Genomic DNA, 22,440 nt, shown 5'->3' with positions numbered 1-22,440 from the left:
GATCCCTCTTGCAGTGAATTTTTGACCTATGACCCTTTCAGTTGGCGATCTCGCCCCCGATTTCACCCTGCCCGATGGCGAAGGCAACTTGGTGCAACTTTCCGCGCTGCGGGGCCAGCGGGTGGTGCTCTATTTCTATCCCCGAGACAACACACCCGGTTGCACCAAAGAGGCCTGCGGTTTCCGCGACCACCACGCTGAATTCCAAGCAGCAAACACCGTGATCTTGGGTGTCAGTACAGACGACGCAAAAGCTCACCAGAAATTCACCCAGAAGTTTTCACTTCCTTTCCCGTTACTCTGTGATCTCGACGGTTCCGTCGCCACCGCCTATGAGAGCTATGGCCCTAAAAAATTCATGGGCAAAGAATATATCGGAGTTTTCCGACAGACTTTCGTTATTGGGGTAGATGGTAGGATTGAGCAAATCTATCGGAAAGTGAAGCCTGAAATTCATCCAACTCAGGTTCTTGCTGACCTTTCAACCCCGTTGGCATCCCCTGAATGAACTGGGAAGTTTGGCCGTGACCGGTTTTCGTCCTTTGGCCCAAGTTTGGCGCTATGTCAAAACAGTTTTGGGTGTGGTGTTTCGCCATCCCCTGGTGGGTGTGACGATGATTCCGGTGATGCCGGATGGCCGGTTGGTGCTGGTGAAGCGGCGGGATAACGGCCTGTGGTCGTTACCCGGTGGTTTGGTGGATTGGGGCGACACGATCGCTTCGACCATTCACCGTGAGCTGGCGGAGGAAACGGGTCTCACCGTTGTGGCGGTGGGGCGGTTAGTGGGGGTTTATTCGGCCTTTGACCGCGACCCTCGAATCCATGCCGTGAACATTTCTGTGGAAGTGCAGGTGACTGGGACGATCGCCCCAGTGGATCAACTGGAAATTGCAGAAGTGGGCTTGTTTGCGCCAAGTTCGATCGGGGGGATGTTGTTGGCGCATGATCATGCGAGACAAGTCCAGGATTATTTCAGAGGCCAAGCCGTTGTGGATTAAACCCCAGGCAGCGGCCCAACTGGTGCGTAATGCCCGAATGCGGTTGCCGCGAGGGGATTGGTTTTGGCGAGAGGCGGGAAAGCCGAACTCGCTGGCGGTGGTTTGTTTGCACGGGGCAGCCCATGACGGCGGCCAGTGGCAGGGGCTTGTGGAAGCGTTGGGACAATCGACCCATTGCCTTGCGCCGGACTTGCCCGGAGTGGGGGAGTCGGGGCGGCCGCGCTGGGAGTCGTTGCCGGGGTTGCTGGCGGCGATCGATGAGTGGTTGGACGCGCTGCGGGTCGATCGGCTGTGGCTGTTGGGAGCCGACTTGGGCGCTTGGATCGCCATCAGCTATGCCCTGTATCGTCCCCATCGTGTGCTGGGGGTGTTGCTGGTGGATCCGGAGCAAACCTTGAAAGGTGCTCAATTACGATTCCGGTGGCCACAGTTGGGTTCCCCCCGTCGCAGGCGGCAACCGGCGGCCCCATCCTTGTTGAAGCGGGCGGTTCGATCGCCTGCATCACCGATCAATTTGGAGTGGGGCACGGTTCGGGCCGAAATTTTGGAAACGAAGAATTGGGATAGTCTGGTTTGTCCAGTTTGGACGCTGCGGGCTGTGCGCGAAACCGGGCGCGATCGGGGGCGTTCAGCCAAGGGGCCCCATGCGGTTTGGTTAGCCCAAACTCGACAGGCGTTTTTGCCTCTGGAAGGGGGGCAGCAAATTCAAGAAGCGCCGGAACTGGTGGCGGAGATCATTGCCAGAACCATGGCAAACCCCCGATCGCCCATTTTGCAACTGGATCTCTAGGAGCCAGGATGGGCGCGGAACCTGGGCAATTTTGGGAAAGTGAAGGCAAGGATGGAGCAGGGCGCACCGATGGAGGATCTAAAACGGTTGCTGGAGGCGGTCGCGGCGGGGCGGGTAGCCCCTGAACAGGCCATGGCCAACCTGCAAGATCAGGGTTTTTTTGCGGTGGAAGGGTTTGCCAAGGTGGATTGGCAACGGGAACGGCGCACGGGGTTTCCGGAGGCGATTTGGGGCCAAAACAAAACCCCGGAACAGATCGCAGCGATTATGTTGGCGATGCGCGATCGGGGCGCGCCCGTGATTTTGGCAACGCGGGTCGATCGCGCGGCCTATGACCAAATTGCCGCGATCGTGCCGGATTTGTACTACCACGCCTTGGCGCGGATTTGTGCTTGGCAGTCGCCGGCCGCCCTGCGTCGCCAGCTTCGACCCGGCACGATCGCCCTGGTGTCGGCGGGAACGGCTGATTTACCCGTGGCGGAAGAGGCGGCGGTGACCGCTGAGTTAATGGGATTTCGGGTCGATCGGCTCTGGGATGTGGGAATTGCGGGCATTCATCGGCTGTTTGCCCACCGCGATCGCCTGGCCCAGGCTGACGTGTTGATTGTGGTGGCGGGAATGGAAGGGGCCTTGCCCAGCGTGGTGGCGGGTTTGGTGGATGTGCCGGTGGTGGCCGTGCCCACCAGCGTGGGCTATGGGGCCAACTTCAACGGATTGGCCCCGCTGCTGACCATGCTCAACTCCTGCGCGGCGGGCGTGGGGGTGGTGAACATTGACAACGGCTTCGGGGCGGCGATCCTGGCGGGCCAAATCCTACGCACGGCGGCTCGCATTCCCATTCCCGATCGCGCCTCTGAAGATCAAAAATGAGCAGCTCAGAATTGAGCGCTAATAAGCAATGAGCAGCTCAGAATTGAGCGCTAATAAGCGCTGATTTGGCTCCTTTGTAGTGCTTTTGCAGATTTATCGGAGAATTTACTGAGAAATCTGCTGACGAAACTGTTCAGCCTTGGCCGCCAAATCCACTTGAGCGATCGCCTCCTGATGCCCAGAAGCCAGCCATTTGAGCTGCACCGTGCTGTTTTCGGCCTCCGCATCACCCAAAATGACGCAAGCGGCAGCTCCGGCGCGATCGGCCCGTTTGAATTGCTTACCAAAGGCACTGGCGCTTAAGTCCATTTCCACCGCAAAGCCCCCCTGCCGCAGAACTTGGGCCACTTTCAATGCCTGTTGCTCGGCCTGTTCGCCCCGGGAAACCACGTAAAAATCCACCCGATCGCCCGTCAAGGGTTGCAACTGTTGCAGCAACAAAATCAACCGTTCCATCCCGATCGCCCAGCCCACGGCCGGCGTTTCCGGGCCGCCCAGCTCGCTCACCAAGCCATCGTAGCGACCACCACCGCAAACGGTGGCCTGTGCGCCCAAGTCATCGGACTGGATTTCAAAGGCCGTGTGGCTGTAGTAGTCCAACCCTCGCACCAGTCGTGAATCCACTTGGTAAGCAATGCCCAAATCCGTCAGGGCCTGTTGCACCTTGGCAAACCGCGCGGCCGACTCGGGCGAGAGGGCATCTAAAATGCTGGGGGCTTCCTGGCAAATTTCCTGGGTTTTGGCCACCTTGCTATCCAAAATCCGCAGGGGATTGCGGCTGAGGCGATCTTGGGAATCCGGATCCAAGTCCGCGAAGTAGGGTGTGAGGTAGTCCACCAGTTGGGCCCGATAGGTGGCGCGATCGACCCGATCGCCCACGGAATTCAGCAACATCCGCAACGATTTCAACCCCAAGTGATTCAGCAGCTCCACGGCCACCGCGATCGCTTCCACATCCGCCCGCGCATCCCCACTACCCAACAATTCCGCGCCAATTTGGTGAAACTGCCGTTGCCGGCCCGCCTGGGGTCGCTCGTACCGGAACATGGGGCCGCAATACCACAACCGTTGGGGGCCGCCAGCCGCAAAAAGCTTGTGCTCCACAAAGGCCCGCACTGCGCCCGCCGTGCCTTCCGGCCGCAGGGTCAAGGAGCGATCGCCCCGATCGGTGAAGGTATACATTTCCTTGCCCACCACATCCGTTGCTTCGCCAATGCCCCGGGCAAACAGCTCCGTTTGCTCAAAGATGGGGGTACGAATTTCCCGAAATGCGGCGCGGCCCAGCACTTGGCGGGCGGTGGCTTCCACGTGCTGCCAATAGCCGATTTCGGTCGGCAAAATATCTTTGGTTCCGCGTAGGGCTTGAATGGCAGTCATGGCAGGCGATCGAGTCGAGGTGAAAGAATCGAATTGAAATGGTGGTGAAGCGTTCAATATCCTAGAGCGGTTGGGGCCCCGAGATCCTGCAAATTCTGTTGATTAATCCCCGCAACTGCTTAGGTCGTGGGGAGCGATCGCCAGGGGCCAAACCGATCGGCATAGTGATCCAAAATCGCTTCCACCTGTTGCCGGGCCCGATCGCCCAGCACCGGATCCAGTTTGATCGCCACGCCTCCCACCTGACTTTGCAAATAATCAAACTCCTGGGAGGTTTGGGGCAACAAGACCGCCTGCACCCCAGCGACCAAGTTCAGGTGGGCCGCCAGTTCACGGTAAACCGCCAGAGGCAGGCGATCGCAGGTTAACGCTTGCCGCATGGAATCAGAATTTAACAGCGCCATAATCGCTACGGTCGGTGATAACGAGGGTCGAAATAATGTCGAAATAAAAAGGGTTGATCGGCTGTGACGAATCGCCGCGATCACTTGCGGTAAATGCCGATATGGATCCAATCGGTATCGACATGGATGTGATCAGTGTTGATATGAATGCGATCAGTACCGATCTGTACCAACCTGTACTGGTCAATGCAGATCGCTGTAGATCAACACAGAATCAATCGCAATAGATCAAATGTCCTAGGCTTGCGGGTTTGGCTCCGTTTCCCCATTAGGCACGGGGCGATCGCGCCGCTGGGCCCACAATTGTCGATAGAGCAACTCCAAATCGTTGCCCGCCCGCCGAAACAGCTTGGCTTGGGTAAACACTAGCCCTTGAAAGAGGCGATAAAACGCCAACGACCCGATCGCCACCACCAGCCCCGTCGCCGTGCTGATCAGCGCTTCCCCAATGCCCAGGGTGACCCCCGCCGTGGCATCGGTTCCCAACTGCCCAATTCGGATTGATCCCAAGGAGCCAATCAGCCCCAACACCGTGCCCAACAGGCCCAACAGGGGCGAAAGGGCAATCACCGCCTCTAGCAGCTTGTCGCCCTTGCGCATGGCGCTGAGTTCTTCTTCGGCGGCCGACTCCAGGGCCAGGCGAAAGAGTTCCGGGTCTGGGTCTTCTAGCTTCAGGGGAGCCGCCAAAAACCGCCCGATCGGTTGGTCGCGGGCCTTGCTGGCGATCGGGCCGGCGCTGCTCCAGTCATTGCGGGCCGACTCCAGGATTCGATCGGCCACCTCCCGTTCCCGCAGCAAAATGCGCCCCCAAAACCAACAGCGCTCAAAGACCGTCCCCACTGACAGCACCGACAGTGTTAACAACGGCCACATGGCCGGGCCGCCCTTGGTAAACAGATCACTTACACTCACGGTTTCGTCCTTGCTCGTTGCGCGATCGCTCGTTCCCTGGCCAGAGCGCAGGAGAGCCAAAGCATCGGTCAGCCCCGCGCCAAGGGCACAACATTGCGCTCGGCTTTACACTTAACTTCGCAAATTTAGCAAATTTAACGGATCCATACCTAACGCCCCAGAGTGGCCATCCCGCCTTTCGATCGGGATTCAACGCAAAATCACCGGGCAAACTGCAACCAAATTTGCACCATCTCAACAGAGGATTGGGTTAATCTAAAGACATGCGACTCTGAGCGATCCCTCAACAGTCGATCGAACCGCCGTCAAGGAGCCTTCGATTAATGGACTATATCGAACAGGTGATAGAAAAGCTGAAACAGTGGGCACAGAAGGTGATCGAAGCGCTGCTTGGCCCACAGGCCCAGCCGGAGGCGGAACCGATTCCCGTGCCTGTGGATGATCGCGCCTATCGCCGCCGCTAATTGGATATTTGTCCTGGGAAGTTAGCGTCAAGCGTTCGTATCTTTCAACAACCGATTTAAACCGACGATTCGCCAAGCAAGGGGACTATCCTCTTGCTTGTGCTTTAGAAAGGGGTTTTGAGAAATGGGGTTAGCTCTGAGGTTGGCGCGACCCTCAGAAAAGCCTCAGAAAAACTGGGGCTGAAATTTTGCGAGAATGGGCCACTCAGTCCATTGAATTAGACCGCGAAAGAGCGCCGAAATCCGCGTGAAAATCTTGATTTTGCATGGCCCCAATCTGAATTTGCTGGGGCAACGGGAACCGGGAGTCTATGGAACTCTGACCCTGGCGGCCATTAATGAACGTTTGGAACAGGATGCGGCGGAGCTGCAAGTGGCGATCGATTGTCGCCAGTCCAATCACGAGGGAACGTTAATTGACTGGATCCATGAGGCTCTGGGGCAATTTGACGGTTTGGTGATTAATCCCGGTGGCTACACCCACACCAGCGTGGCCATCCGCGACGCGATCGCTGGGGTGGCCATTCCCACCGTGGAAGTACATCTCAGCAATATCCACAAACGGGAAAGCTTCCGTCACCATTCCTACATTGCTCCCGTGGCGATCGGGCAAATTTCCGGCTTCGGCCCCGAAAGCTACCGGCTAGGGCTGCGGGCGTTGGTCACCCAGTTGCAATCAAGCAAGTGATCCGGCTAATTTCTGCCGAACTTTTTGCCAGGTGTTATGGGTAATCTCGCGGAACCTGAATGGACGTAACTGGACTCGAACCAGTGACCCCCACGATGTCAACGTGGTGCTCTAACCAACTGAGCTATACGTCCGCAACGGGTTATCACCATACCATGATCTCTTGAAAAAACGCAAAGCTTTGACCAAGGTTTTTCAAGGTTTTTTCGCGAGCGGTGTGTTGGGGGGCGATCGAGCGGCCTTCAGCGGCTGTCAGTCGCCCCCGAGCCTGGTTAGGATAGAGGCGCTTTCCCAACCGTTGCTGCCGGACATTGCACCCCCAGCCTGTCATGGTTGGCAATTTCCCCTGAGGATTCGGATTCGTGGCCAAAATTACCGCTCACCAGTCTTTGCGCAACCCCGATCGACTGGCCCGTTTAGGGGCGATCGGGGGCATGACTTTGGGGATTGGCCTAGCGATCGGGTTGCCGTTGGCCCCTGTGGCCCAGGTTTCTGCCGCCCGTCCCAATTTGGATCCGCTGGCGCAACTGCGGGCTTTCAACCATTGCCGAGGCTGCGATTTGCGCTATCGAGACCTCACCAGTTTGAACCTGCAAGATGCGGATCTGCGATCGGCCAACCTCTACGGAGCCAACCTGCGAAACGTCAATCTCCAGCGGGCAAACTTGGCAGAGGTCAACTTAGGCGCAGCCGACTGCACCAGGGCAGATTTTCGAGGGGCCAATTTAGAACGGGCCAATTTACGGGCCACCAATTTCAGTGCAGCTCAGCTCGATCGAGTGAACTTTGCTCGCTCCAATTTGATGTTCGCGGACTTGCGGGGAGCCAGCTTGGCCAATGCCAACCTCAGGGATGCTCACCTGGTGAATATTCGGAGCGACGGAGCCGAGTTATGTGGGGCAACCCTGCCCAATGGCACGTTGGTGCGGCAACCCTGCGAAGCCCCCAAGCCCGAACCCAATAAGTTTTAGAAGACCATGGGGCGATCAATTGATTCGCGCTGGTTCGCAATTCCCACACAAGGCTCACGCAAAATCCACAAAACAGCCCTCAAAGCCGTTTATCAATCATGTCTGCCAGCAAGGCCAAAATGGCCGTTTGGGTGGCAGCCAACAGCAAAATTAGGGTGGCTTCCGTCAAGTCATTGCGCACAAAAATATCTTGCGCCAACGAAACGCAAAACCCGATCGCAAAGGCCGCTGAAACGGGCATCAAAATTCGCATCGGCGCAAAATATAGCCCCGTGCGCAGAATAATTTGCACAAATCGCAAAGTGTCCCGAATCGGTTTAATTTTGCTGCGGCCTTGGCGCGGGTGATAGTCGATCGGCTCGTAATGCACCGTATAGCCATTGGTGAGCATGGCCACCGTAATGGTGGTGGTGAAGCTAAAGGTATTGGGCAAAATATTCAAAAACCGATTGGCAATTTCCTTCCGAAAAATCCGCAAACCACTATTCAAGTCAGGAATCTTGGTTTTGGTAATCCACTCCGCAAAGCGAACGAGAAACCACTTGGGAATTTTCCGTAAATTGGAATATTGCACATTCTCCCCAGTCCGCGCCCCCACAACCATGTCCGCTTCCGCCAGTTGAATTAAATTCACCAAGGCCGGAATCCGTTCGTTGGGATAGGTTCCATCCGCATCGGTAATTACAATCAAAGAATACTTGGCGTGACGAATTCCGGTTTTTAAGGCCGCACCATAACCCCGATTAATGTTGTGATCAATGACCCGAATACCGGGTAGTTGATGCAAAATTTCACCGGTTCGATCGCTGGAACCATCATTCACAGCAATGATTTCATAGACACCCGGATAAGCACTGAGGGTGGCTTGCAGATGTTCGATGGTGGGAGCAACGCCCAATTCTTCATTAAAAATCGGCAACACCAAAGAAAAAGCAGGATAGGCTATTTCCCCAGAGCGATCGCCTGGCTCATTTTGATCCACCAGAGCGGGATGGTTAGCGATGCTTGGGGGATTGCTACTCATGCGAAATAATCGCCTCAAAAAACAGGAAAGTGACGGGAAATTAAGGGAGCGGGAATGCAGTTAGCACCCGCACACCAAACGCCGTCTACTTTACCATTGGCCTGATCTACCCCAGGGAATTCTAAATGGGGTAGTCATTATCGCCGCAGAGGATCGATCGCCTCATGCCGTTTGGAGCGGTGATGAGGGGGTGATGGGGCGGTGATTCGATCGCGAAACTTCGAGAAAACTCGACCGTCGAGCCTTCGTAGAACCTTGGTTGCAGAAATTCAGAGATTGAGAGGTTGATCAATAATGCGTAATTTGGCGGCGCGATCGCCCCGTTGGCGACCCTACTGGCCCCCCTTGGGCCATCTGAAATGGGGATTCTTGGCCGCGTTGGTCATTGGCCTGGCCGCGATCGGGGGCATCGTTAGTTGGGGAGCCACCCAGCCCAGCCAGGCCGCAACCCCCGGCGGCACGGAACTGGTTTGGTATGGCCAATCGGCCTTCAAGCTCACCACCCCTTCGGGCAAAGTGCTGTGGCTCGATCCCTGGTTGCAAAATCCGGCCAACCCCGAGGGAAAAGCCATCCTGAACCAGCTCGATCGGGCTGATTTGGTGCTCGTCACCCACGGCCACAACGATCACGTGGGAGATGCAGTGGCGATCGGCCAAAAAACCGGGGCCCAATTGGTGGCCACCTTTGACTTGGCCAATGCTCTGGTTTCCGTGTTGGGCTACCCCAAAGAGCAATTGCAATTTCCGGCCCTGGGCAACTTCGGCGGTCAAATTTCCTTGCTGGATGGGGAAGTGGAAGTGGCATTCGTGCCAGCGGTTCATAGTTCCACCGTCAGCACAGATGGCAGCCCCCAACCCTTTTATGCAGGTAACCCGGGCGGCTTTTGGATCAAGGTGAAAAACGGCCCCACCCTCTACCACACGGGCGATACAGACCTGTTTGGAGACATGGCCCTCATTCCAAAATTTGGCCCCGTGGATTTGATGTTGACCTGCATTGGCGGCAAATTCACCATGGGCCCCGATCGCGCCGCTGAAGCGGTGGAATTGGTGCGCCCCAAATTGGTGATACCCATGCATTACGGCTTATTTTCGTTGCCGGGCACACCGGAACAGTTCGCCGCAGCCCTGAAAGCCAGACGCATCACCACGCCCATGAAGGTGATGAAAATTGGGGTTCCCGAACAAATTTAGGAACCACATTTTTGCAGCCCAAAAGTCAACAACCCAACAATCAACGTTGATGGGCTTTTTGGGCAATCCATCAACAACCAGTCCACCAAAAACACTGGCAAGCTGATCAAAAATGATCGATCGCCCTGCCAGTGTTTTTCATGATTCACCGTCAACATTGCAATGCCCCGATCAAGTTGAAAACTCAAAATCATGGGACATTTCAACTCAGCAAATTAATTCGGAACTATGCGGGTTCTCCTTCGGAAGAGTCAGGGGCGATCGCGGCAAACTTGGCAAACACTTCCGCCTCCGTCAGGTTCACCGTTTGGTTCGCAAAGTCATAGTAATGGGGCTTGCGATCGACGAAAATTTGCTCCGTGAATTCAAAAGGCTGGTCATCGGCAAATAATCCCGCTGGCACAAAATAGTCCTGAGTCGGAACCAGCCGATAAAACAAATGAGTGCCACATTCACCGCAAAAAGCTCGCTCAGCCCAGTCGGACGATCGGTAAATCTTCAGTTTCTCGCTTCCTTCGATTTGCACATTGGAACCACAAGCAATCCCCAACGCTGGGCCGCCACCCCATCGACGACACATCCCACAATGACAAGCCTCCACGGTGGTTTTGTCGGGAACTTCAATGGCGATCGCCCCACATAGACAGTGACCTTTCATCGATCGCGCCTCCTCCATCAGAGATTTCAAGAACGGCTGCAAAGACGGGCGGTTATGGAAACCACTATCTGATTTTAGTACGATAATCTTCAAGGGGCACTGCCAAAATGTCGCAATGGCGATCAATCAGGCGATCGCTTGCCTCGTCCCCTAGCACCAGTCTTGCAATAATCTAGGCTGAAGGTGCTGCCCGATCGCGCCCAAGAACTCTATCGATCGTTCAATGCCCCACTCCAGATTGAGCGTACCAACAAAGCCTTCTATCAACCCTAGCGAGCTAACAAATGATGACTGCCAAAGAGCGACTCCTCCTAGCGATCGACCAAGCACCCGAAACCGTCATAGAGATTGTTTTGACGTTGCTGATGTTTGTTCAGCAACAACTTCAGTCATCGCTACAACCTCAAGCAGAGACACCGGAATCTGCTACGGATGAAGCCGCACCATTACCCAGCTTTTTTGCGACTGCCCAGCGCCTAAGTGCAGAACTCCCCGAGGAAGCCTGGAAAGATTGGCCGGCTGATTTTTCAATCAACCTTGACCACTACCTCTACAGCACTCCCTCAAGTTAAAGTGTAATTCTGCCCTGAATAAAGAGGATTAGGGAAGATGACCAGCGCAGCTTTAGAAAACCTAGCCAGACAAATTCTGAATTTATCATGGGGTGATCGAATCCGCCTTCTTTGGCAAATTCTGCAACAGCTTTGGCAAAAACCAACAGTTCTTGAGTCTCATAGGTTGAGTACTGCGGAACCTAGTCCTTTTGAGCAGCAATTCGGAACATTAACACTCGATGAGCCTTGTGATTTCGACAATGAAAGTATCGATGCTGACTTGGCACGTGCTTACGCTAGTGACCTGGAATCTTGATGATACTTCTCGATACCTCTGGGCTACTTTGCCTGCAATACGAGCAAGAGTCGCGCCATCAGCAGGCCGTCGCTGCCTATCGAATGGCAACGGCTTGGATTACTCACAGCTTCATTATTGATGAATATATGTCGCTAGCAACGGCACGGCGCTATTCGCGAACCAAGGCTATCAACTTTATCAACTCATTGTTGAATACACCAAAGATTGAAATAGTTTGGGTTGATGAATTTCTGGTTAGAGCTGCCGTCACACTCTTGCAGAATCGCCCTGATAAGACTTACTCTCTCTGCGATACTGTCAGCTTTGTTTTGATGCAGCAGCGGGGTATTCGTGAAGCATTGACGACTGATAAACACTTCACCCAAGAAGGATTTACAGCAATTTTGCGACAAACAAATTGAGGGCGCAGGGTTGCTAGTCCCCACGCCCCCGATCGAACTTACTTCTTGTCACGCGAACGCTTCAAGCCAGGAAACACCAACCAGGCGATCGCCGCCGAACCAGCCAACATCGCCGCCACCGGAAAGGTCTGCGACAAAGCCGCCAACGCCGCCGTCACTTCCAACAACAACTTGATGTCTTCGAGGGTTTCCATCGGCTGTCCTCCGAACTCGATATCTCTATCAAACTCGGCGCTTGTCGGAGTTACAGCTGTTGCCCTGTCGGACTTGGGTTGCTCTTTGATGAAACTCAGCGCGGGAACAGATCCAAAACCTGTCCCCGCTCATGAACTGAGTCATTCAGCGCAGTTTGCGATTACAGGCTCGACAGCACTTCGCGAGCGGCGGCCAAGGTGGCTTCGATGTCCTCGTCGGTGTGGGCCAACGACGTGAAGCCCGCCTCAAACTGCGAGGGAGCCAGGTACACACCCCGCTCCAACATGCCCCGGTGGAAACGGCTGAACTTGGTCAGGTCAGCGGCCTTCGCTTCTTCGTAGTTGCGCACAGGGCCCGGCGTGAAGAACATGCCGAACATGCCGCTGATGTGGCCGCCGCAGACTTCGTGACCCGCTTCCCGGGCGATCGCCAGCAGGCCGGTGATCAGCTTGCCGGTGATTTGGTCGAGATATTCGTAGCTACCGGGACGACGCAGCAGCTCCAGGGTTTTGATGCCAGCGGTCATGGCCAAGGGGTTGCCCGACAGGGTTCCCGCTTGGTACATGGGGCCAGCGGGAGCGACCATTTGCATGATTTCGCGACGGCCGCCGTAAGCGCCCACGGGCAGCCCACCGCCGATCACCTTACCGAGGGTGGTCAGGTCGGGGGTAATGCCGAATTTTTCTTGCACGCCACCGTAGGCGATTCGGAAGCCGGTCATCACTTCGTCGAACACCAGCAGCGCGCCGTTTTCTTTGGTGATTTCGCGCAGGCCGGCCAGGAAGCCGGGTTCGGGGACGATGAAGCCCGCGTTACCCACGATCGGCTCCAGGATTACGCCCGCGATTTCGCCGGGATATTCCGCGAACAGGGCCTTGACGGCTTCTAGGTCGTTGTAGGGGGCGGTCAGGGTGTCGGCGGTGACGTTTTTCGGCACGCCGGGGGAGTCGGGCAAACCGAGAGTAGCCACGCCGGAGCCGGCCTTGACCAAGAACATGTCGCCGTGGCCGTGGTAGCAGCCTTCAAACTTCAGCAGTTTGGTGCGGCCGGTGTAGGCACGCATCAGGCGCTGGACGGCGATACAGGCTTCGGTGCCGGAGTTGACGAAGCGCACCATTTCAATGCTGGGGACGGCATCAATTACCATCTGGGCCAGCACGTTTTCTAGGTAGCAGGGCGCACCGAAGCTGGTTCCTTTGTCGATCGCGGCTTTCAGGGCTTCCAACACTTCGGGATGGGCATGGCCGCAGATGGCGGGGCCCCAAGTGCCCACGTAGTCGATGTAGCGGTTGTTGTCCACATCCCAGGCATAGGCTCCCTGGACGCGATCGAACACGATCGGCTGACCACCCACGGACTTAAACGCGCGCACGGGCGAGTTCACGCCGCCGGGCATCAGCGTTTGGGCAGCGGCAAAAATTTCTTCTGAACGGGTGGTGTTAAGGGCAGTGGCAACCACAGCGAGCTTCTCCTTAGTTGGGTGTAATGGTTGGTTGTGATGGGGTTGGCGAATATCAAACCATTTTTACAACCCTAAAATTTTAAAATGAGAGGGGCGATCGCTGTCAGAAGTGGTAATATAGCCAAGCGATGTTGAGTGGCGCTTGTGCGGCCGCTTGCATAGCCGACCCTGGATGCGTAGCTCAGTTGGATAGAGCATCAGATTCCGGTTCTGAGGGTCGGGGGTTCGAGTCCCTCCGCATCCGTTCCCATCAAATGGCGATCGCATAAAATGGCGATCGCGGGCTGGTTTTGGTGTTGTTCAACCAGCCCTAGGGTTTATTGTGACCATTGACGCATCGCCTTCTCATCCGCCTCATCTATCTTCTCAGTCGTCCGAATCGCAGGCTGGGGCTAATGTTGGCCTCGGGTCTGAGTCTTCACCCCTTGCGGAATCTGCGGCCGCCAATGCGGCCCCGACCAATGCGGTGGTCACTCGCGACATGACGATCGATGATCTCGCTCCAGTCTTTCACCTGGGTGAACAGCTTTTTCAAAATGAGTTGTATCCCACGCTTTACCGCACTTGGGATGAGTGGGAGGTCACGGGCCTCTACAACACGGATCCGGAATATTGCCTCATTGCGGAAGTGGAAGGCGAGTTTGCGGGATTTGTGTTGGGTACGGTGATTGAGAAGCAGGTAACCTACGGCTACATCAATTGGCTAGGGGTTGATCACCGATTCCAGCGCCGGGGCGTGGCCGACTCCTTGGTCGATCGATTTGTGGAGCGCACGATCCACCAAGGGGCCCGCAGCCTATTTATTGATACGGATCCCGCCAATGAACCGGCAGTGAAGTTCTTTACCCGCAAGGGCTTTGACAATGTGCGCCGCCACGTTTACATGTCGCTCGATTTGGGACAACATCCCTACTTTGGCCGATTGATTGACTACGAGCAAGATCAGGTGGAACGGGCTGCTCGCAAGCACCGCCGCCGGGCCAAGGGATAGGTTGTGCAGTTGATCCCCTGATCCCCAAGCCTGCCCTCTGGCGATCGTGGGGTGCGATCGCGGACTCCAATCGTGGGGTGCGATCGTGGACTTTGATCGTGGACTGAAATGGTGAGAAGCAAGGGCCGTCAGCCCCTAATTTGCCCATGAAATTTTTGCCCCTGCGCACCAAAATCGTCCTTGCTGTGGTGGCTAGTGGCTGGCTGGGGGCGGCGGTGGTCGGTCACTTGACCCTGGAGATGATGCGGGCTTCTTTTTCGCCGGCCACCGTGCAGGGCCACCAAGAAAAGTATCGATCGCACGTATTGGCCTATTACCAATCGGCTGGATCTTGGGACGCAGCCAAACAGCGGGAAGACCTAGGCCACTTCATCCAGCGCCGTCGGGCAGCACTGGCCCACAATCGCGCCGCTGACCTGCCTAAGGATCCCCGCCCGATCGATTGTCCTGTTGAAAGCTGGCTTCAGCGCCTCAAGGCTTGGCTAGGCCCTTTGGTGATGTTTGGGCGACCCTCTCCGCCTCCCGTGACCCATGGGGGATTAGGGGCATCATCGTGCAATTCGGAAGCCGCTTTGCCACCGGATTTCCCGGAGTTGCCAGAAGATCCAGCAACGATTCCTGGCCGGTTCCCACCTCCCAAGCCAGGACAAACCAGAACCGACCAGCGAGCCTGGCCCCCCAGCCGCCCGCTGTTTTCCGTGGTGGACTCAGCAGGCAACTATATCCTGCCGCCTGAGCGGGCCGCGCGGGGCGATCGCGTCCCATTTTTCGACTTGCAACGTTGGTGGTCTCAAGTATGGTCACAGCGCATTTCTGAGCTGCAATTAGATGAGCAAATTATTGGTTTCATTGTATTTGAAAATGATTCGGAAGTAGATGACAGCTTCCTAGCCTATGAACAAAGTGTGCGGGTTAGTTTTTTGTTGGCTTTTTTGGTCACAGCACTTCCCATTGGGATGATGGGTTATTTTTGGGGAAATACGATCGCGCAGCCTTTGGAGCAATTAACAGAAGCCGTTCGTTTGATGAAGCAAGGTAATTTAGACCGCGCGATCGAGGTTAAGGCGAATGGTGAAATTGGCCAACTGGCGACTGAGTTTGTGGCCATGCGACACCAACGCCAACTGGCAGAACAAAAATTAGCCCGCCAAAAGCAACAGGCCGAAGCAGCCAAGCACCAAGCGGAACTAGCCAATCAGGCTAAGAGTGAGTTCCTGTCGAATATGAGCCATGAGTTGCGAACGCCGCTGAATGCTGTCATTGGATTTTCGCAACTGATGAAGCGCGATATTGGCTTAACTGAGGAGCAAAAAACTAACCTGGCCGTGATTCAGATGAGCGGCGAGCATTTATTGAGACTCATTGATAACTTCCTATCAATGGCCAAGATTGAAGCGGGCAAGGCGGAACTCGTTACACAGTCGATCGAGGTGCGATCGCTCTTTAAAGAAGTCATGGCCATGTTCGAATTGGCCGCCCATCAAAAGGGATTACGCCTCGATTTTGACCTGGATTCCGCCTTGCCTGCTTATGTGGTGATGGATGATGGAAAATTGCGCCAAGTGTTGGTTAATCTCTTAGGCAATGCTATTAAGTTTACGCCGGAAGGGGGCATTTCTGTGCAAGTGCGATATGCACCGCCCGATCGCCTGATGGTGGAGGTGATTGATTCCGGGGTGGGCATTGAACCGGCTGAGTTGCCCAAGTTATTCCAGTCTTTTGAGCAAACCGCATCGGGGCGATCGAGCCGCGCAGGAACCGGATTGGGATTAGCCCTCAGTCGCTCTTTTATACAACTCATGGGGGGTGAAATTACGGTCAAAAGCCAGCCCAATCAGGGCACTGCTTTTCACTTTTCGATCAGTGCACCCATTGGGGAACCGAACAGCGCCAATCCCGATCCCAGACAAATTATTGGGTTAGCGCCCGATTCCCCAATTCCTCGAATTTTGATTGCTGACGATCGCCCGGAAAATTGCACCCTTTTGAGTCAATTGCTCAAGCGTGTGGGGTTTGCTGTTCGGGAAGTTCATGACGGCTATCAGGCGATTGAGGAGTGGTCTAAATGGCAGCCCCACCTAATTTGGATGGATTTACGGATGCCGCAACTTGATGGCATCTCGGCCATGAGACAAATTAAAAAACTAGCCCGCTCAAAACAGCAGTTTGTGGCTATTCTGGCCCTGACGGCCAGTGCTTTTCAGGAAGATGAACAACAGATTTTAGCAACCGGTTTTGATGGATTTGTGCGCAAACCCTTCCGAGAGCAAACGATTCTGGATGCGATCGCCCATCATCTCCAGGTTCGCTATCTGTATGCCAACTTATCCACCGGTTTGGAAAGCGAGATCAGCAGCAGCTTCAGCGGGCGATCGCCCGTGGCCAGCCCTGAACTCACCGATCGCGTGAGTCAAAAACTACGGAATTTGCCAGAACCTTGGCGCAAGCAAATGCTGAAAGCCGCCCAAGAAGCGGACTTTTTTGAACTGGAATATTTAATTCATGAGCTGCCCCCGGAAGAGGCGTTAATCATTGCTCAACTGAATCGTATTTTGCATGATTATGACTATGATCAATTACAGTCATTGCTGAGTATTGATCTGTCATGAAACCGTTACAAAATTACCATGAGACTGTCACGAAATTTGATTGACAGCTAATTGATATTTGATTGATATTTTTAATTAGTGCTTAGTGAATTTTTTTAAGTATTGTGCTTGTATTTTGCTCCTTCGCTTCATTGGCAATTAGGATAAATTCACGAATTTCATGATTCGAGTTTCACAATTCGTGAATTAAATTTGCAAATTTTCAGAAACTCGAAACCACAATCTTCAGGATGCAGAGCCGATGAACTATTCAATGATCGATCGTGTCCCCCCAGCAGACGGCCAGCACGAAGCCATCCATGAACTGGAGCACCCGCCCTGCACAATCCCGACAGTGCAAGGCAACATCCTATTGGTGGATGATAATTTGGTGAACCTGCGAGTCTTGAGCCAGTTGCTGGTGCGGGAGGGTCACAAGGTGCGGCCGGTCAACAGCGGAGAACAGGCGCTGAAGGCGATCGCGGCCCATCGCCCAGACCTGATCTTGTTAGATATTCGGATGCCAAACCTAGATGGTTATGAAGTTTGTCAACGATTAAAGGCTGATCGTCGATCGCAGTCTATCCCGATCATTTTTATCAGCGCGGCCAACGCTGTTCACGACAAGGTTAAGGGGTTTGAGGTGGGCGGTGTGGACTATATCGCCAAGCCCTTTCAAGAGTTGGAAGTGTTGGCAAGGGTCAACACCCATTTACAGATTTATCGACTGCAACAGGCCCTAAGTCAAAAAATCTTGGACTTGGAAAAGGCGAACGCCAAGATCACGGAATTGAGCATTCGAGATGAGCTGACGGGACTGTTTAATCGCCGTCACTTTAATGGGCAAATGAGCCAATTATTTGAGCAGGCTCAGCGCTATCGTTCTCCCTTGAGTGTTGCGATCGGGGATGTGGATTTCTTTAAGCGAATCAACGATCAGTTTTCGCACGCAGTGGGCGATCGGGTCTTGAAAGGGGTGGCACAAATTCTGCAAAAGAATCTGCGATCGAGCGATCTTTGTGCTCGCTATGGGGGCGAAGAATTTGTGATTGCACTGCCGGGCATCGGCTCAGCGGATGCGGTGGCGGCTTGCAACAAAGTTCGCCAGGCGATCGAACAAGCGCCTTGGCCCAAAATTCACCCAGAACTCAGCGTCACCCTCAGCATTGGTGTTTCTGACCATTTAGCCTTGGGAGATTATGAGGCGATGATTGCAGAGGCTGATCGCTATCTCTATGCCGCCAAACATGGGGGACGGAATCGAGTTTGCGCCGCTTCTTAATGTTTCGTTGAGGCCAAGGCGGTAGGATGATCGTTTTGGATTGCAGCCCCGTTTTTTCGATCGCGCGCGATCGCCCCCTGGGCTGAAGGATGTTGGGCTTGAATCATCCTCGGTCAACGCTGGGGCAGCGCGATCGACCCTTGGACGCAAATTCCGGGGCTGCTGGTTGTGTCGCACTCTTTTGTTGAAAGGCAAGTAACCTATGGGCCCCGTCAGTCAGTTCATCAAACACCACTACCGCCACTTCAACGCAGCGGCCTTGGTGGATGCCGCTGAAGCATTTAAGGTGCATGTGGAAGCCGGAAATCCGATGTTGCTGGCCATGGCCGGAGCCATGAGCACGGCAGAATTGGGCCTGTCGCTGGCGGAAATGATTCGCCAAGGCAAAATCAACGCGATTTCTTGCACGGGGGCCAACCTGGAAGAAGACATCTTTAACCTGGTGGCCCACGATTACTATGTGCGGATTCCGAACTATCGGGACTTGACCCCAGAAGATGAACAAAAACTGCTGGACAAGCATCTGAACCGGGTCACCGATACCTGCATTCCGGAAGAAGAAGCCATTCGCCGCATGGAAAAAGCCGTGCTGGATGTGTGGAAGGCGGCCGATGCAACTGGGCAACGGAAGTTCCCCCACGAATTCTTCTACGAAGTGCTGCTGAATGGCTCCTTGAAGGAGTATTACCAAATCGATCCCAAGAATTCCTGGATGTTGGCGGCGGCTGAACGGAATTTGCCGATCTTTGTGCCCGGCTGGGAAGATTCGACCCTGGGGAACATTTTTGCGGCTCGCTGCATTGAGGGCGACATCAAAAATGTCCACACGGTGCGCACGGGCATTGAATACATGATGGCCCTGGCGGACTACTACACGAAGGTTTCGATCGAGAGCGGCCAGTCGATCGGGTTCTTCCAAATTGCGGGCGGCATTGCGGGTGATTTTCCCATTTGCGTTGTGCCCATGTTGCAGCAAGACCTGCTGCGCGAAACGCCGCTGTGGGGCTATTTCTGCCAAATCAGCGATTCCACCACCAGCTATGGTTCCTATTCGGGAGCCGTGCCCAACGAGAAAATCACCTGGGGCAAGCTGTCGATCGACACGCCCCGGTTTGTGATTGAAAGTGACGCAACGATCGTGGCTCCGTTGGTGTTTGCCTACGTGTTGGGCTGGTAACGAAGCGGCGATCGGTTACCCAATCGATCGCTCAGGTCACTTTCAGATCAATCTCCGGCCAGTCTCAAATTGCCAATTGCTGATTGCTGATTGCTAAATGTCAATTGCTGATTGCCAATTGCTTATCAATCGATGTAGCTCATTAGTAGCTCATCCGATGTAGCCCATTGTTGCTAGGTCTAGCCCTGCTCTGCTGTCTGGGGATGGCTGCCATCTCCCAAGGACAGCGGGGCGGGCCAACCATGCCCAATCGGAGGTATTAAAACTCCAAAATTGCCCACCGCCAATCGATCGGGCGATCGACGGTAGGATGATTGGGATTTAGCGGCAACCTTGGGCCCCAGAGGCTCTGCATTGCCCCGTACCTGGACTTCACCCCCATCCTTGACCATGCCCGACATTGTTGACATTGCCATTAATGCCGGTTCCTTTGAAACCCTCGTAACCGCCGTCAAGGTGGCTGGATTGGTCGAAGCCCTGAAAAGTCCAGGCCCCTTCACCGTATTTGCGCCCAACGATCAGGCCTTTGCTCAGCTCCCACCCGGCACGGTGCAAACCCTGGTGCAAAACCCCCCACAACTGGCTCGCATCCTGAAATATCACGTGGTGGCTGGTAAATACACCCAAGCGGATTTGGCCCAGATGACCCAACTGGAATCGCTCGAAGGTGCTCCGATTCCGGTGCGGGTTGGCAAAAACTTCGAGGTGAAAAATGCCACGGTGGTGGCGGCCGACATCGAAGCGGCCAATGGCGTGATCCATGTGCTCGATCGGGTAATTCTGATGGGTTAATGGGTTAGGGGGCCAGTGGGTTAATCAATGGCAAAAACAATGGCAAAAACGCGGTTTTCCGATTTCAGAACCGGCCGGAAAGGAGCTGCCCCGCTCCCCAAAATTCAGTTGAGTCTAAGTTGAGTCTGCCAAGCTGAATCCATCAAGTTGAGTCAAATTCGATCCAACTTTTCGATCCCGCTTGAGGAAGTCCAACTCAAGCTTGCGATTGTTTGCGACTCTTTACATTTCTTCAAAATTCCCAATAGGGGACTGCTTTCGCCAAGCTTCCCCCAAACTTGCTTTGTGAATTGTGCTCCGCAAGGGGCGTTCCGCGCTCAGCGTAGGATTTAGCGCGATCGCTCCGGTTCCTGTTTCGCGCCCGCCCGCCGGTAAGATCAGTCAGCTCACCGTGAACTGAGTGTTGATCGGTACATAGCTGGTTTGGGGGAATGCCATACACTGAGAGACAGTTTGTTAACTGTCTAGACGGACTCGGCTTCCAGGGGCATCTATTGACTGAACGGGAATTCGCTTCCGTCCTCGCCTGGTGTTGAGTTTGCGGTTCGCAGGGCACAGCTATGGTCATGATCAATCCAGACCATGGCCCAACCGAAGCCGCGATCGGAACATGGTTCACTACTTTTTCCCGAGTATCGTTTTCAATAGAGTCTCAGGGGTAGGGAACAGCAGCCGCGAGGACAGATAACATCCAGCCCTTGTAGGTCGCTACTGCTTTTGCTTGTATCAGTCTCATAAGGGGTAGTTCTTATGGTGCCCAATCGCATGCTCTCCCGATTCTTTGTTTCCTCGGTTTTGACGGCCGGGGCGATCGCCCTTTCAAGTTTCACCGCTTCGGCAGGAATGCCTTTGGTTAACGGTCAAGCTGGCTCAGAAGGGCCCGCCGTTAGCTTTAATTCGCTCCCGAGCCAAGAAGCTGGGTTCGCTCCCCGGGGTAACCGCACCCTTCGCCACACGGTCAGTGGAGGCCGGCGCGGTGCTTGTGGTTCCTCGGCCTTGGCCCTCATGCCCTTAGTTCCAGGCCAACAGGGTGCGCTGACGGCCAGTGCTCATCCTTCGCTGTGGGTCTATGTGCCCGCTGGGATGGGCAGCACGGCTCGTTTCCGGTTGACGGACGCAACGGAAGCCGACTTGGACGAGCAAACCATCGCTCTTCCCCAGGAAGGCGGCTTGGTGCAGGTGAAGCTGCGGGATAAGGGCCAAGGCCTGACCGCTGGCAAGGCCTATCAATGGTACGTTTCGGTCACTTGCGAAACGGCCAACGGCGAAGAACCGCGCAACACCTTCGCTAGCGGCTGGATTCAACGGGTGGAAGCCAGCTCTGCGGTGGCGGAAGCAACGGCAGCTCCCGATCGGCTGACGGCGGCGGCGGCCTATGCTCGTGCGGGCATTTGGTACGACGCGGTGAGCAGCGTGATTGAAGCCGATCGCTCGGGCGATCGAGCAGCCGCTTGGCAAGCGCTGGCCACTTCGGCGGGTTTGGATCGGTCGCTGATGGCCATTAACCTGCCCAGCAACTAGACCAGCAACCGGCCCCGCAACTCGTCAGATTGCCGGGTGGCAATCCTCAAGACAGTGCGTAGGCTATGATGCCTGTCGAGTCAGAATCAGGATGGAGTGTAAGCTCAATCCTGATTTTGGTTTTTAGGGCTTGTTTCTTGGAGTTGGTTGATGAACTACCTAATTGCTGTCTTTGCCGATCGCATGGGCGTGGAAGCGGCTTACACGGCCCTGGAAGCGGCAGGCTTTGACCTCAAGCAAATGGCCATTTTGGGCAAGGGCTACAAAACCGCCGATGAATTTGGCTTCATTGACCCCAGCCAGCAGGCTCGTCGCCAAATTAAGATGATGGCTTTTTGGACGATTCCCTTTGGCTTTTTGGCCGGCGTGGGATTCAGCTTGGCGACGGGGTTGCAAACCTTCACGGAATGGGCTGGCCCGGTGGGCAACCACTTGGTAGGTGGTCTGTTGGGGGCGATCGGGGGAGCCATGGGCAGCGTGACCGTTGGAGGCGGCCTGGGCCTGACGGGAGGTAACGGTGATGTGCTGGCCTATCGTAATCGACTTGATCAAGATCAATACCTGTTGGTGATCAAAAATCTTGATCCGATGCAAACCCGCCAAGCAAATGATTTAATTCGGCTGCAAAACCCGGAAACCGTACAGGGCTATACCGATTCTGGGGCCGTTTAAACGCACAATCCATCCGGGATTTCATGCACCATGTTGGCTCCTTGGGGGGAAACTGCCCACCCCCAGACCCAAACAGGATTCAGGTTTCCCGTCCCTCATCAACAACCCACCCGCTGGCGAGCTGGCGGGATGAGGA

Annotated in this window: 26 protein-coding genes and 2 tRNA genes; 19 read left to right on the top strand and 9 right to left on the bottom strand. The window is 55.0% G+C overall.

Annotated features, from left to right (window positions below):
* Positions 1 to 28: 28 nt before the first annotated feature.
* The 4 genes from bcp (at position 29) to larB (ending at position 2,658) form a co-directional block, all read left to right on the top strand.
* A complete protein-coding gene (gene bcp / locus H6F46_RS13635) occupies positions 29 to 508 on the top strand; it encodes a thioredoxin-dependent thiol peroxidase (RefSeq protein ID WP_190355387.1) in 480 nt (159 codons plus the stop codon).
* A complete protein-coding gene (locus tag H6F46_RS13630; RefSeq protein ID WP_305068606.1) occupies positions 471 to 998 on the top strand; it encodes an NUDIX hydrolase in 528 nt (175 codons plus the stop codon). The genes bcp and H6F46_RS13630 overlap by 38 nt, the downstream gene beginning before the upstream one ends.
* Positions 988 to 1,788 carry an alpha/beta fold hydrolase gene (locus H6F46_RS13625; protein ID WP_190355388.1) on the top strand — a complete coding sequence of 267 codons (801 nt, stop codon included), beginning with the start codon at positions 988 to 990 and terminating at the stop codon, positions 1,786 to 1,788. The genes H6F46_RS13630 and H6F46_RS13625 overlap by 11 nt, the downstream gene beginning before the upstream one ends.
* A 69-nt stretch (positions 1,789 to 1,857) precedes the next feature.
* Positions 1,858 to 2,658, top strand: a complete 801-nt coding sequence (gene larB / locus H6F46_RS13620) for a nickel pincer cofactor biosynthesis protein LarB (RefSeq protein ID WP_099532088.1) — start codon at positions 1,858 to 1,860, stop codon at positions 2,656 to 2,658.
* Between the two features lie 105 nt (positions 2,659 to 2,763).
* Here larB and hisS read toward each other — a convergent pair whose 3' ends face one another.
* From hisS to H6F46_RS13605, 3 genes are all read right to left on the bottom strand, one after another.
* Positions 2,764 to 4,035 carry a histidine--tRNA ligase gene (gene hisS / locus H6F46_RS13615; RefSeq protein WP_190355390.1) on the bottom strand — a complete coding sequence of 424 codons (1,272 nt, stop codon included), beginning with the start codon at positions 4,033 to 4,035 and terminating at the stop codon, positions 2,764 to 2,766.
* A 119-nt stretch (positions 4,036 to 4,154) separates the two neighbouring features.
* The gene (locus tag H6F46_RS13610; protein ID WP_242027954.1) at positions 4,155 to 4,439 is read right to left on the bottom strand and encodes a hypothetical protein; all 285 of its coding nucleotides are present in this window, start codon (positions 4,437 to 4,439) and stop codon (positions 4,155 to 4,157) included.
* A 237-nt stretch (positions 4,440 to 4,676) separates the two neighbouring features.
* A complete protein-coding gene (locus H6F46_RS13605) occupies positions 4,677 to 5,351 on the bottom strand; it encodes a MotA/TolQ/ExbB proton channel family protein (protein ID WP_190355391.1) in 675 nt (224 codons plus the stop codon).
* A gap of 323 nt (positions 5,352 to 5,674) precedes the next feature.
* On the opposite strand from H6F46_RS13605, the gene H6F46_RS13600 reads away from it, so the two are divergent.
* Both H6F46_RS13600 and aroQ read left to right on the top strand, forming a co-directional pair.
* Positions 5,675 to 5,815 (top strand): hypothetical protein, encoded by a 141-nt coding sequence (locus H6F46_RS13600; RefSeq protein ID WP_190355392.1) that lies wholly within the window; start codon positions 5,675 to 5,677, stop codon positions 5,813 to 5,815.
* Positions 5,816 to 6,062: 247 nt separating this feature from the next.
* Positions 6,063 to 6,503 carry a type II 3-dehydroquinate dehydratase gene (gene aroQ, locus H6F46_RS13595; protein WP_370567146.1) on the top strand — a complete coding sequence of 147 codons (441 nt, stop codon included), beginning with the start codon at positions 6,063 to 6,065 and terminating at the stop codon, positions 6,501 to 6,503.
* 60 nt (positions 6,504 to 6,563) lie between these two features.
* Here the strand turns inward: aroQ and H6F46_RS13590 are convergent.
* A tRNA-Val gene (locus H6F46_RS13590) sits at positions 6,564 to 6,637 on the bottom strand.
* 228 nt (positions 6,638 to 6,865) lie between these two features.
* Between H6F46_RS13590 and H6F46_RS13585 the strand changes: the two genes are divergently transcribed.
* A complete protein-coding gene (locus H6F46_RS13585; RefSeq protein WP_190355393.1) occupies positions 6,866 to 7,474 on the top strand; it encodes a pentapeptide repeat-containing protein in 609 nt (202 codons plus the stop codon).
* 79 nt (positions 7,475 to 7,553) lie between these two features.
* On the opposite strand, the gene H6F46_RS13580 is transcribed toward H6F46_RS13585, so the two are convergent.
* Complete coding sequence (locus H6F46_RS13580) at positions 7,554 to 8,498, bottom strand: glycosyltransferase family 2 protein (protein WP_190355394.1); 945 nt, start codon at positions 8,496 to 8,498, stop codon at positions 7,554 to 7,556.
* 294 nt (positions 8,499 to 8,792) lie between these two features.
* Between H6F46_RS13580 and H6F46_RS13575 the strand changes: the two genes are divergently transcribed.
* Entirely contained in the window at positions 8,793 to 9,692 is a 900-nt protein-coding gene (locus tag H6F46_RS13575) for a metal-dependent hydrolase (RefSeq protein ID WP_190355395.1), read from the top strand.
* Positions 9,693 to 9,918: 226 nt separating this feature from the next.
* Here the strand turns inward: H6F46_RS13575 and H6F46_RS13570 are convergent, their stop codons facing one another.
* Entirely contained in the window at positions 9,919 to 10,350 is a 432-nt protein-coding gene (locus H6F46_RS13570; RefSeq protein WP_190355446.1) for a GFA family protein, read from the bottom strand.
* Positions 10,351 to 10,634: 284 nt separating this feature from the next.
* Between H6F46_RS13570 and H6F46_RS13565 the strand changes: the two genes are divergently transcribed.
* From H6F46_RS13565 to H6F46_RS13555, 3 genes are read left to right on the top strand one after another with little or no spacing between them, the layout of a single operon-like run.
* Entirely contained in the window at positions 10,635 to 10,922 is a 288-nt protein-coding gene (locus H6F46_RS13565) for a hypothetical protein (protein ID WP_190405014.1), read from the top strand.
* Between the two features lie 37 nt (positions 10,923 to 10,959).
* The gene (locus H6F46_RS13560) at positions 10,960 to 11,220 is read left to right on the top strand and encodes a hypothetical protein (protein ID WP_190355397.1); all 261 of its coding nucleotides are present in this window, start codon (positions 10,960 to 10,962) and stop codon (positions 11,218 to 11,220) included.
* The gene (locus H6F46_RS13555; RefSeq protein ID WP_190355447.1) at positions 11,220 to 11,624 is read left to right on the top strand and encodes a type II toxin-antitoxin system VapC family toxin; all 405 of its coding nucleotides are present in this window, start codon (positions 11,220 to 11,222) and stop codon (positions 11,622 to 11,624) included. Before H6F46_RS13560 ends, H6F46_RS13555 begins: the two co-directional genes overlap by 1 nt.
* A 38-nt stretch (positions 11,625 to 11,662) precedes the next feature.
* Here H6F46_RS13555 and H6F46_RS13550 read toward each other — a convergent pair whose 3' ends face one another.
* On the bottom strand, positions 11,663 to 11,818 hold the full coding sequence (locus H6F46_RS13550) for a hypothetical protein (protein WP_190355398.1): 156 nt from the start codon (positions 11,816 to 11,818) through the stop codon (positions 11,663 to 11,665).
* A 161-nt stretch (positions 11,819 to 11,979) separates the two neighbouring features.
* A complete protein-coding gene (hemL, locus tag H6F46_RS13545) occupies positions 11,980 to 13,278 on the bottom strand; it encodes a glutamate-1-semialdehyde 2,1-aminomutase (RefSeq protein WP_190355399.1) in 1,299 nt (432 codons plus the stop codon).
* A gap of 173 nt (positions 13,279 to 13,451) precedes the next feature.
* Here hemL and H6F46_RS13540 point away from each other — a divergent pair.
* The 5 genes from H6F46_RS13540 (at position 13,452) to H6F46_RS13520 (ending at position 19,319) form a co-directional block, all read left to right on the top strand.
* Positions 13,452 to 13,525 (top strand) — tRNA-Arg (locus tag H6F46_RS13540).
* Between the two features lie 237 nt (positions 13,526 to 13,762).
* Positions 13,763 to 14,272, top strand: a complete 510-nt coding sequence (locus tag H6F46_RS13535; protein ID WP_099532059.1) for a GNAT family N-acetyltransferase — start codon at positions 13,763 to 13,765, stop codon at positions 14,270 to 14,272.
* 146 nt (positions 14,273 to 14,418) lie between these two features.
* Positions 14,419 to 16,881 carry an ATP-binding protein gene (locus tag H6F46_RS13530; RefSeq protein ID WP_190355400.1) on the top strand — a complete coding sequence of 821 codons (2,463 nt, stop codon included), beginning with the start codon at positions 14,419 to 14,421 and terminating at the stop codon, positions 16,879 to 16,881.
* Between the two features lie 241 nt (positions 16,882 to 17,122).
* Entirely contained in the window at positions 17,123 to 18,142 is a 1,020-nt protein-coding gene (locus H6F46_RS13525; protein WP_190355401.1) for a diguanylate cyclase, read from the top strand.
* A 202-nt stretch (positions 18,143 to 18,344) separates the two neighbouring features.
* Entirely contained in the window at positions 18,345 to 19,319 is a 975-nt protein-coding gene (locus tag H6F46_RS13520) for a deoxyhypusine synthase family protein (RefSeq protein WP_099532056.1), read from the top strand.
* A gap of 179 nt (positions 19,320 to 19,498) precedes the next feature.
* Here the strand turns inward: H6F46_RS13520 and H6F46_RS13515 are convergent, their stop codons facing one another.
* The gene (locus H6F46_RS13515; protein ID WP_190405013.1) at positions 19,499 to 19,735 is read right to left on the bottom strand and encodes a hypothetical protein; all 237 of its coding nucleotides are present in this window, start codon (positions 19,733 to 19,735) and stop codon (positions 19,499 to 19,501) included.
* Between H6F46_RS13515 and H6F46_RS13510 the strand changes: the two genes are divergently transcribed.
* The 3 genes from H6F46_RS13510 to H6F46_RS13500 all read left to right on the top strand — a co-directional run bounded on the left by H6F46_RS13510 (position 19,710) and on the right by H6F46_RS13500 (position 22,304).
* A complete protein-coding gene (locus H6F46_RS13510) occupies positions 19,710 to 20,111 on the top strand; it encodes a fasciclin domain-containing protein (RefSeq protein WP_099532054.1) in 402 nt (133 codons plus the stop codon). The two genes, H6F46_RS13515 and H6F46_RS13510, sit on opposite strands and share 26 nt — an antisense overlap.
* A 750-nt stretch (positions 20,112 to 20,861) precedes the next feature.
* Positions 20,862 to 21,632 (top strand): DUF928 domain-containing protein, encoded by a 771-nt coding sequence (locus H6F46_RS13505; protein ID WP_190355403.1) that lies wholly within the window; start codon positions 20,862 to 20,864, stop codon positions 21,630 to 21,632.
* 150 nt (positions 21,633 to 21,782) lie between these two features.
* Positions 21,783 to 22,304, top strand: a complete 522-nt coding sequence (locus H6F46_RS13500) for a hypothetical protein (protein ID WP_099532052.1) — start codon at positions 21,783 to 21,785, stop codon at positions 22,302 to 22,304.
* Positions 22,305 to 22,440: the final 136 nt, after the last annotated feature.

Origin of the sequence: Limnothrix sp. FACHB-1083 (assembly GCF_014696485.1) — a bacterium.
Taxonomy (GTDB): domain Bacteria; phylum Cyanobacteriota; class Cyanobacteriia; order CACIAM-69d; family CACIAM-69d; genus CACIAM-69d.
This window is presented reverse-complemented; position numbering and strand designations above follow the sequence as displayed.

Excerpts from the sequence above, each read along its gene's own strand:
- bcp (WP_190355387.1), top strand. The coding sequence starts at position 29 with ATGACCCTTTCAGTTGGCGATCTCGCCCCCGATTTCACCCTGCCCGAT.
- larB (WP_099532088.1), top strand. The coding sequence starts at position 1,858 with ATGGAGGATCTAAAACGGTTGCTGGAGGCGGTCGCGGCGGGGCGGGTA.
- hisS (WP_190355390.1), bottom strand. The coding sequence starts at position 4,035 with ATGACTGCCATTCAAGCCCTACGCGGAACCAAAGATATTTTGCCGACC.
- H6F46_RS13610 (WP_242027954.1), bottom strand. The coding sequence starts at position 4,439 with ATGGCGCTGTTAAATTCTGATTCCATGCGGCAAGCGTTAACCTGCGAT.
- H6F46_RS13600 (WP_190355392.1), top strand. The coding sequence starts at position 5,675 with ATGGACTATATCGAACAGGTGATAGAAAAGCTGAAACAGTGGGCACAG.
- H6F46_RS13580 (WP_190355394.1), bottom strand. The coding sequence starts at position 8,498 with ATGAGTAGCAATCCCCCAAGCATCGCTAACCATCCCGCTCTGGTGGAT.
- H6F46_RS13575 (WP_190355395.1), top strand. The coding sequence starts at position 8,793 with ATGCGTAATTTGGCGGCGCGATCGCCCCGTTGGCGACCCTACTGGCCC.
- H6F46_RS13570 (WP_190355446.1), bottom strand. The coding sequence starts at position 10,350 with ATGAAAGGTCACTGTCTATGTGGGGCGATCGCCATTGAAGTTCCCGAC.
- H6F46_RS13565 (WP_190405014.1), top strand. The coding sequence starts at position 10,635 with ATGATGACTGCCAAAGAGCGACTCCTCCTAGCGATCGACCAAGCACCC.
- H6F46_RS13560 (WP_190355397.1), top strand. The coding sequence starts at position 10,960 with ATGACCAGCGCAGCTTTAGAAAACCTAGCCAGACAAATTCTGAATTTA.
- H6F46_RS13555 (WP_190355447.1), top strand. The coding sequence starts at position 11,220 with ATGATACTTCTCGATACCTCTGGGCTACTTTGCCTGCAATACGAGCAA.
- H6F46_RS13550 (WP_190355398.1), bottom strand. The coding sequence starts at position 11,818 with ATGGAAACCCTCGAAGACATCAAGTTGTTGTTGGAAGTGACGGCGGCG.
- H6F46_RS13535 (WP_099532059.1), top strand. The coding sequence starts at position 13,763 with ATGACGATCGATGATCTCGCTCCAGTCTTTCACCTGGGTGAACAGCTT.
- H6F46_RS13530 (WP_190355400.1), top strand. The coding sequence starts at position 14,419 with ATGAAATTTTTGCCCCTGCGCACCAAAATCGTCCTTGCTGTGGTGGCT.
- H6F46_RS13525 (WP_190355401.1), top strand. The coding sequence starts at position 17,123 with ATGAACTATTCAATGATCGATCGTGTCCCCCCAGCAGACGGCCAGCAC.
- H6F46_RS13520 (WP_099532056.1), top strand. The coding sequence starts at position 18,345 with ATGGGCCCCGTCAGTCAGTTCATCAAACACCACTACCGCCACTTCAAC.
- H6F46_RS13510 (WP_099532054.1), top strand. The coding sequence starts at position 19,710 with ATGCCCGACATTGTTGACATTGCCATTAATGCCGGTTCCTTTGAAACC.
- H6F46_RS13515 (WP_190405013.1), bottom strand. The coding sequence starts at position 19,735 with ATGGCAATGTCAACAATGTCGGGCATGGTCAAGGATGGGGGTGAAGTC.
- H6F46_RS13505 (WP_190355403.1), top strand. The coding sequence starts at position 20,862 with ATGGTGCCCAATCGCATGCTCTCCCGATTCTTTGTTTCCTCGGTTTTG.
- H6F46_RS13500 (WP_099532052.1), top strand. The coding sequence starts at position 21,783 with ATGAACTACCTAATTGCTGTCTTTGCCGATCGCATGGGCGTGGAAGCG.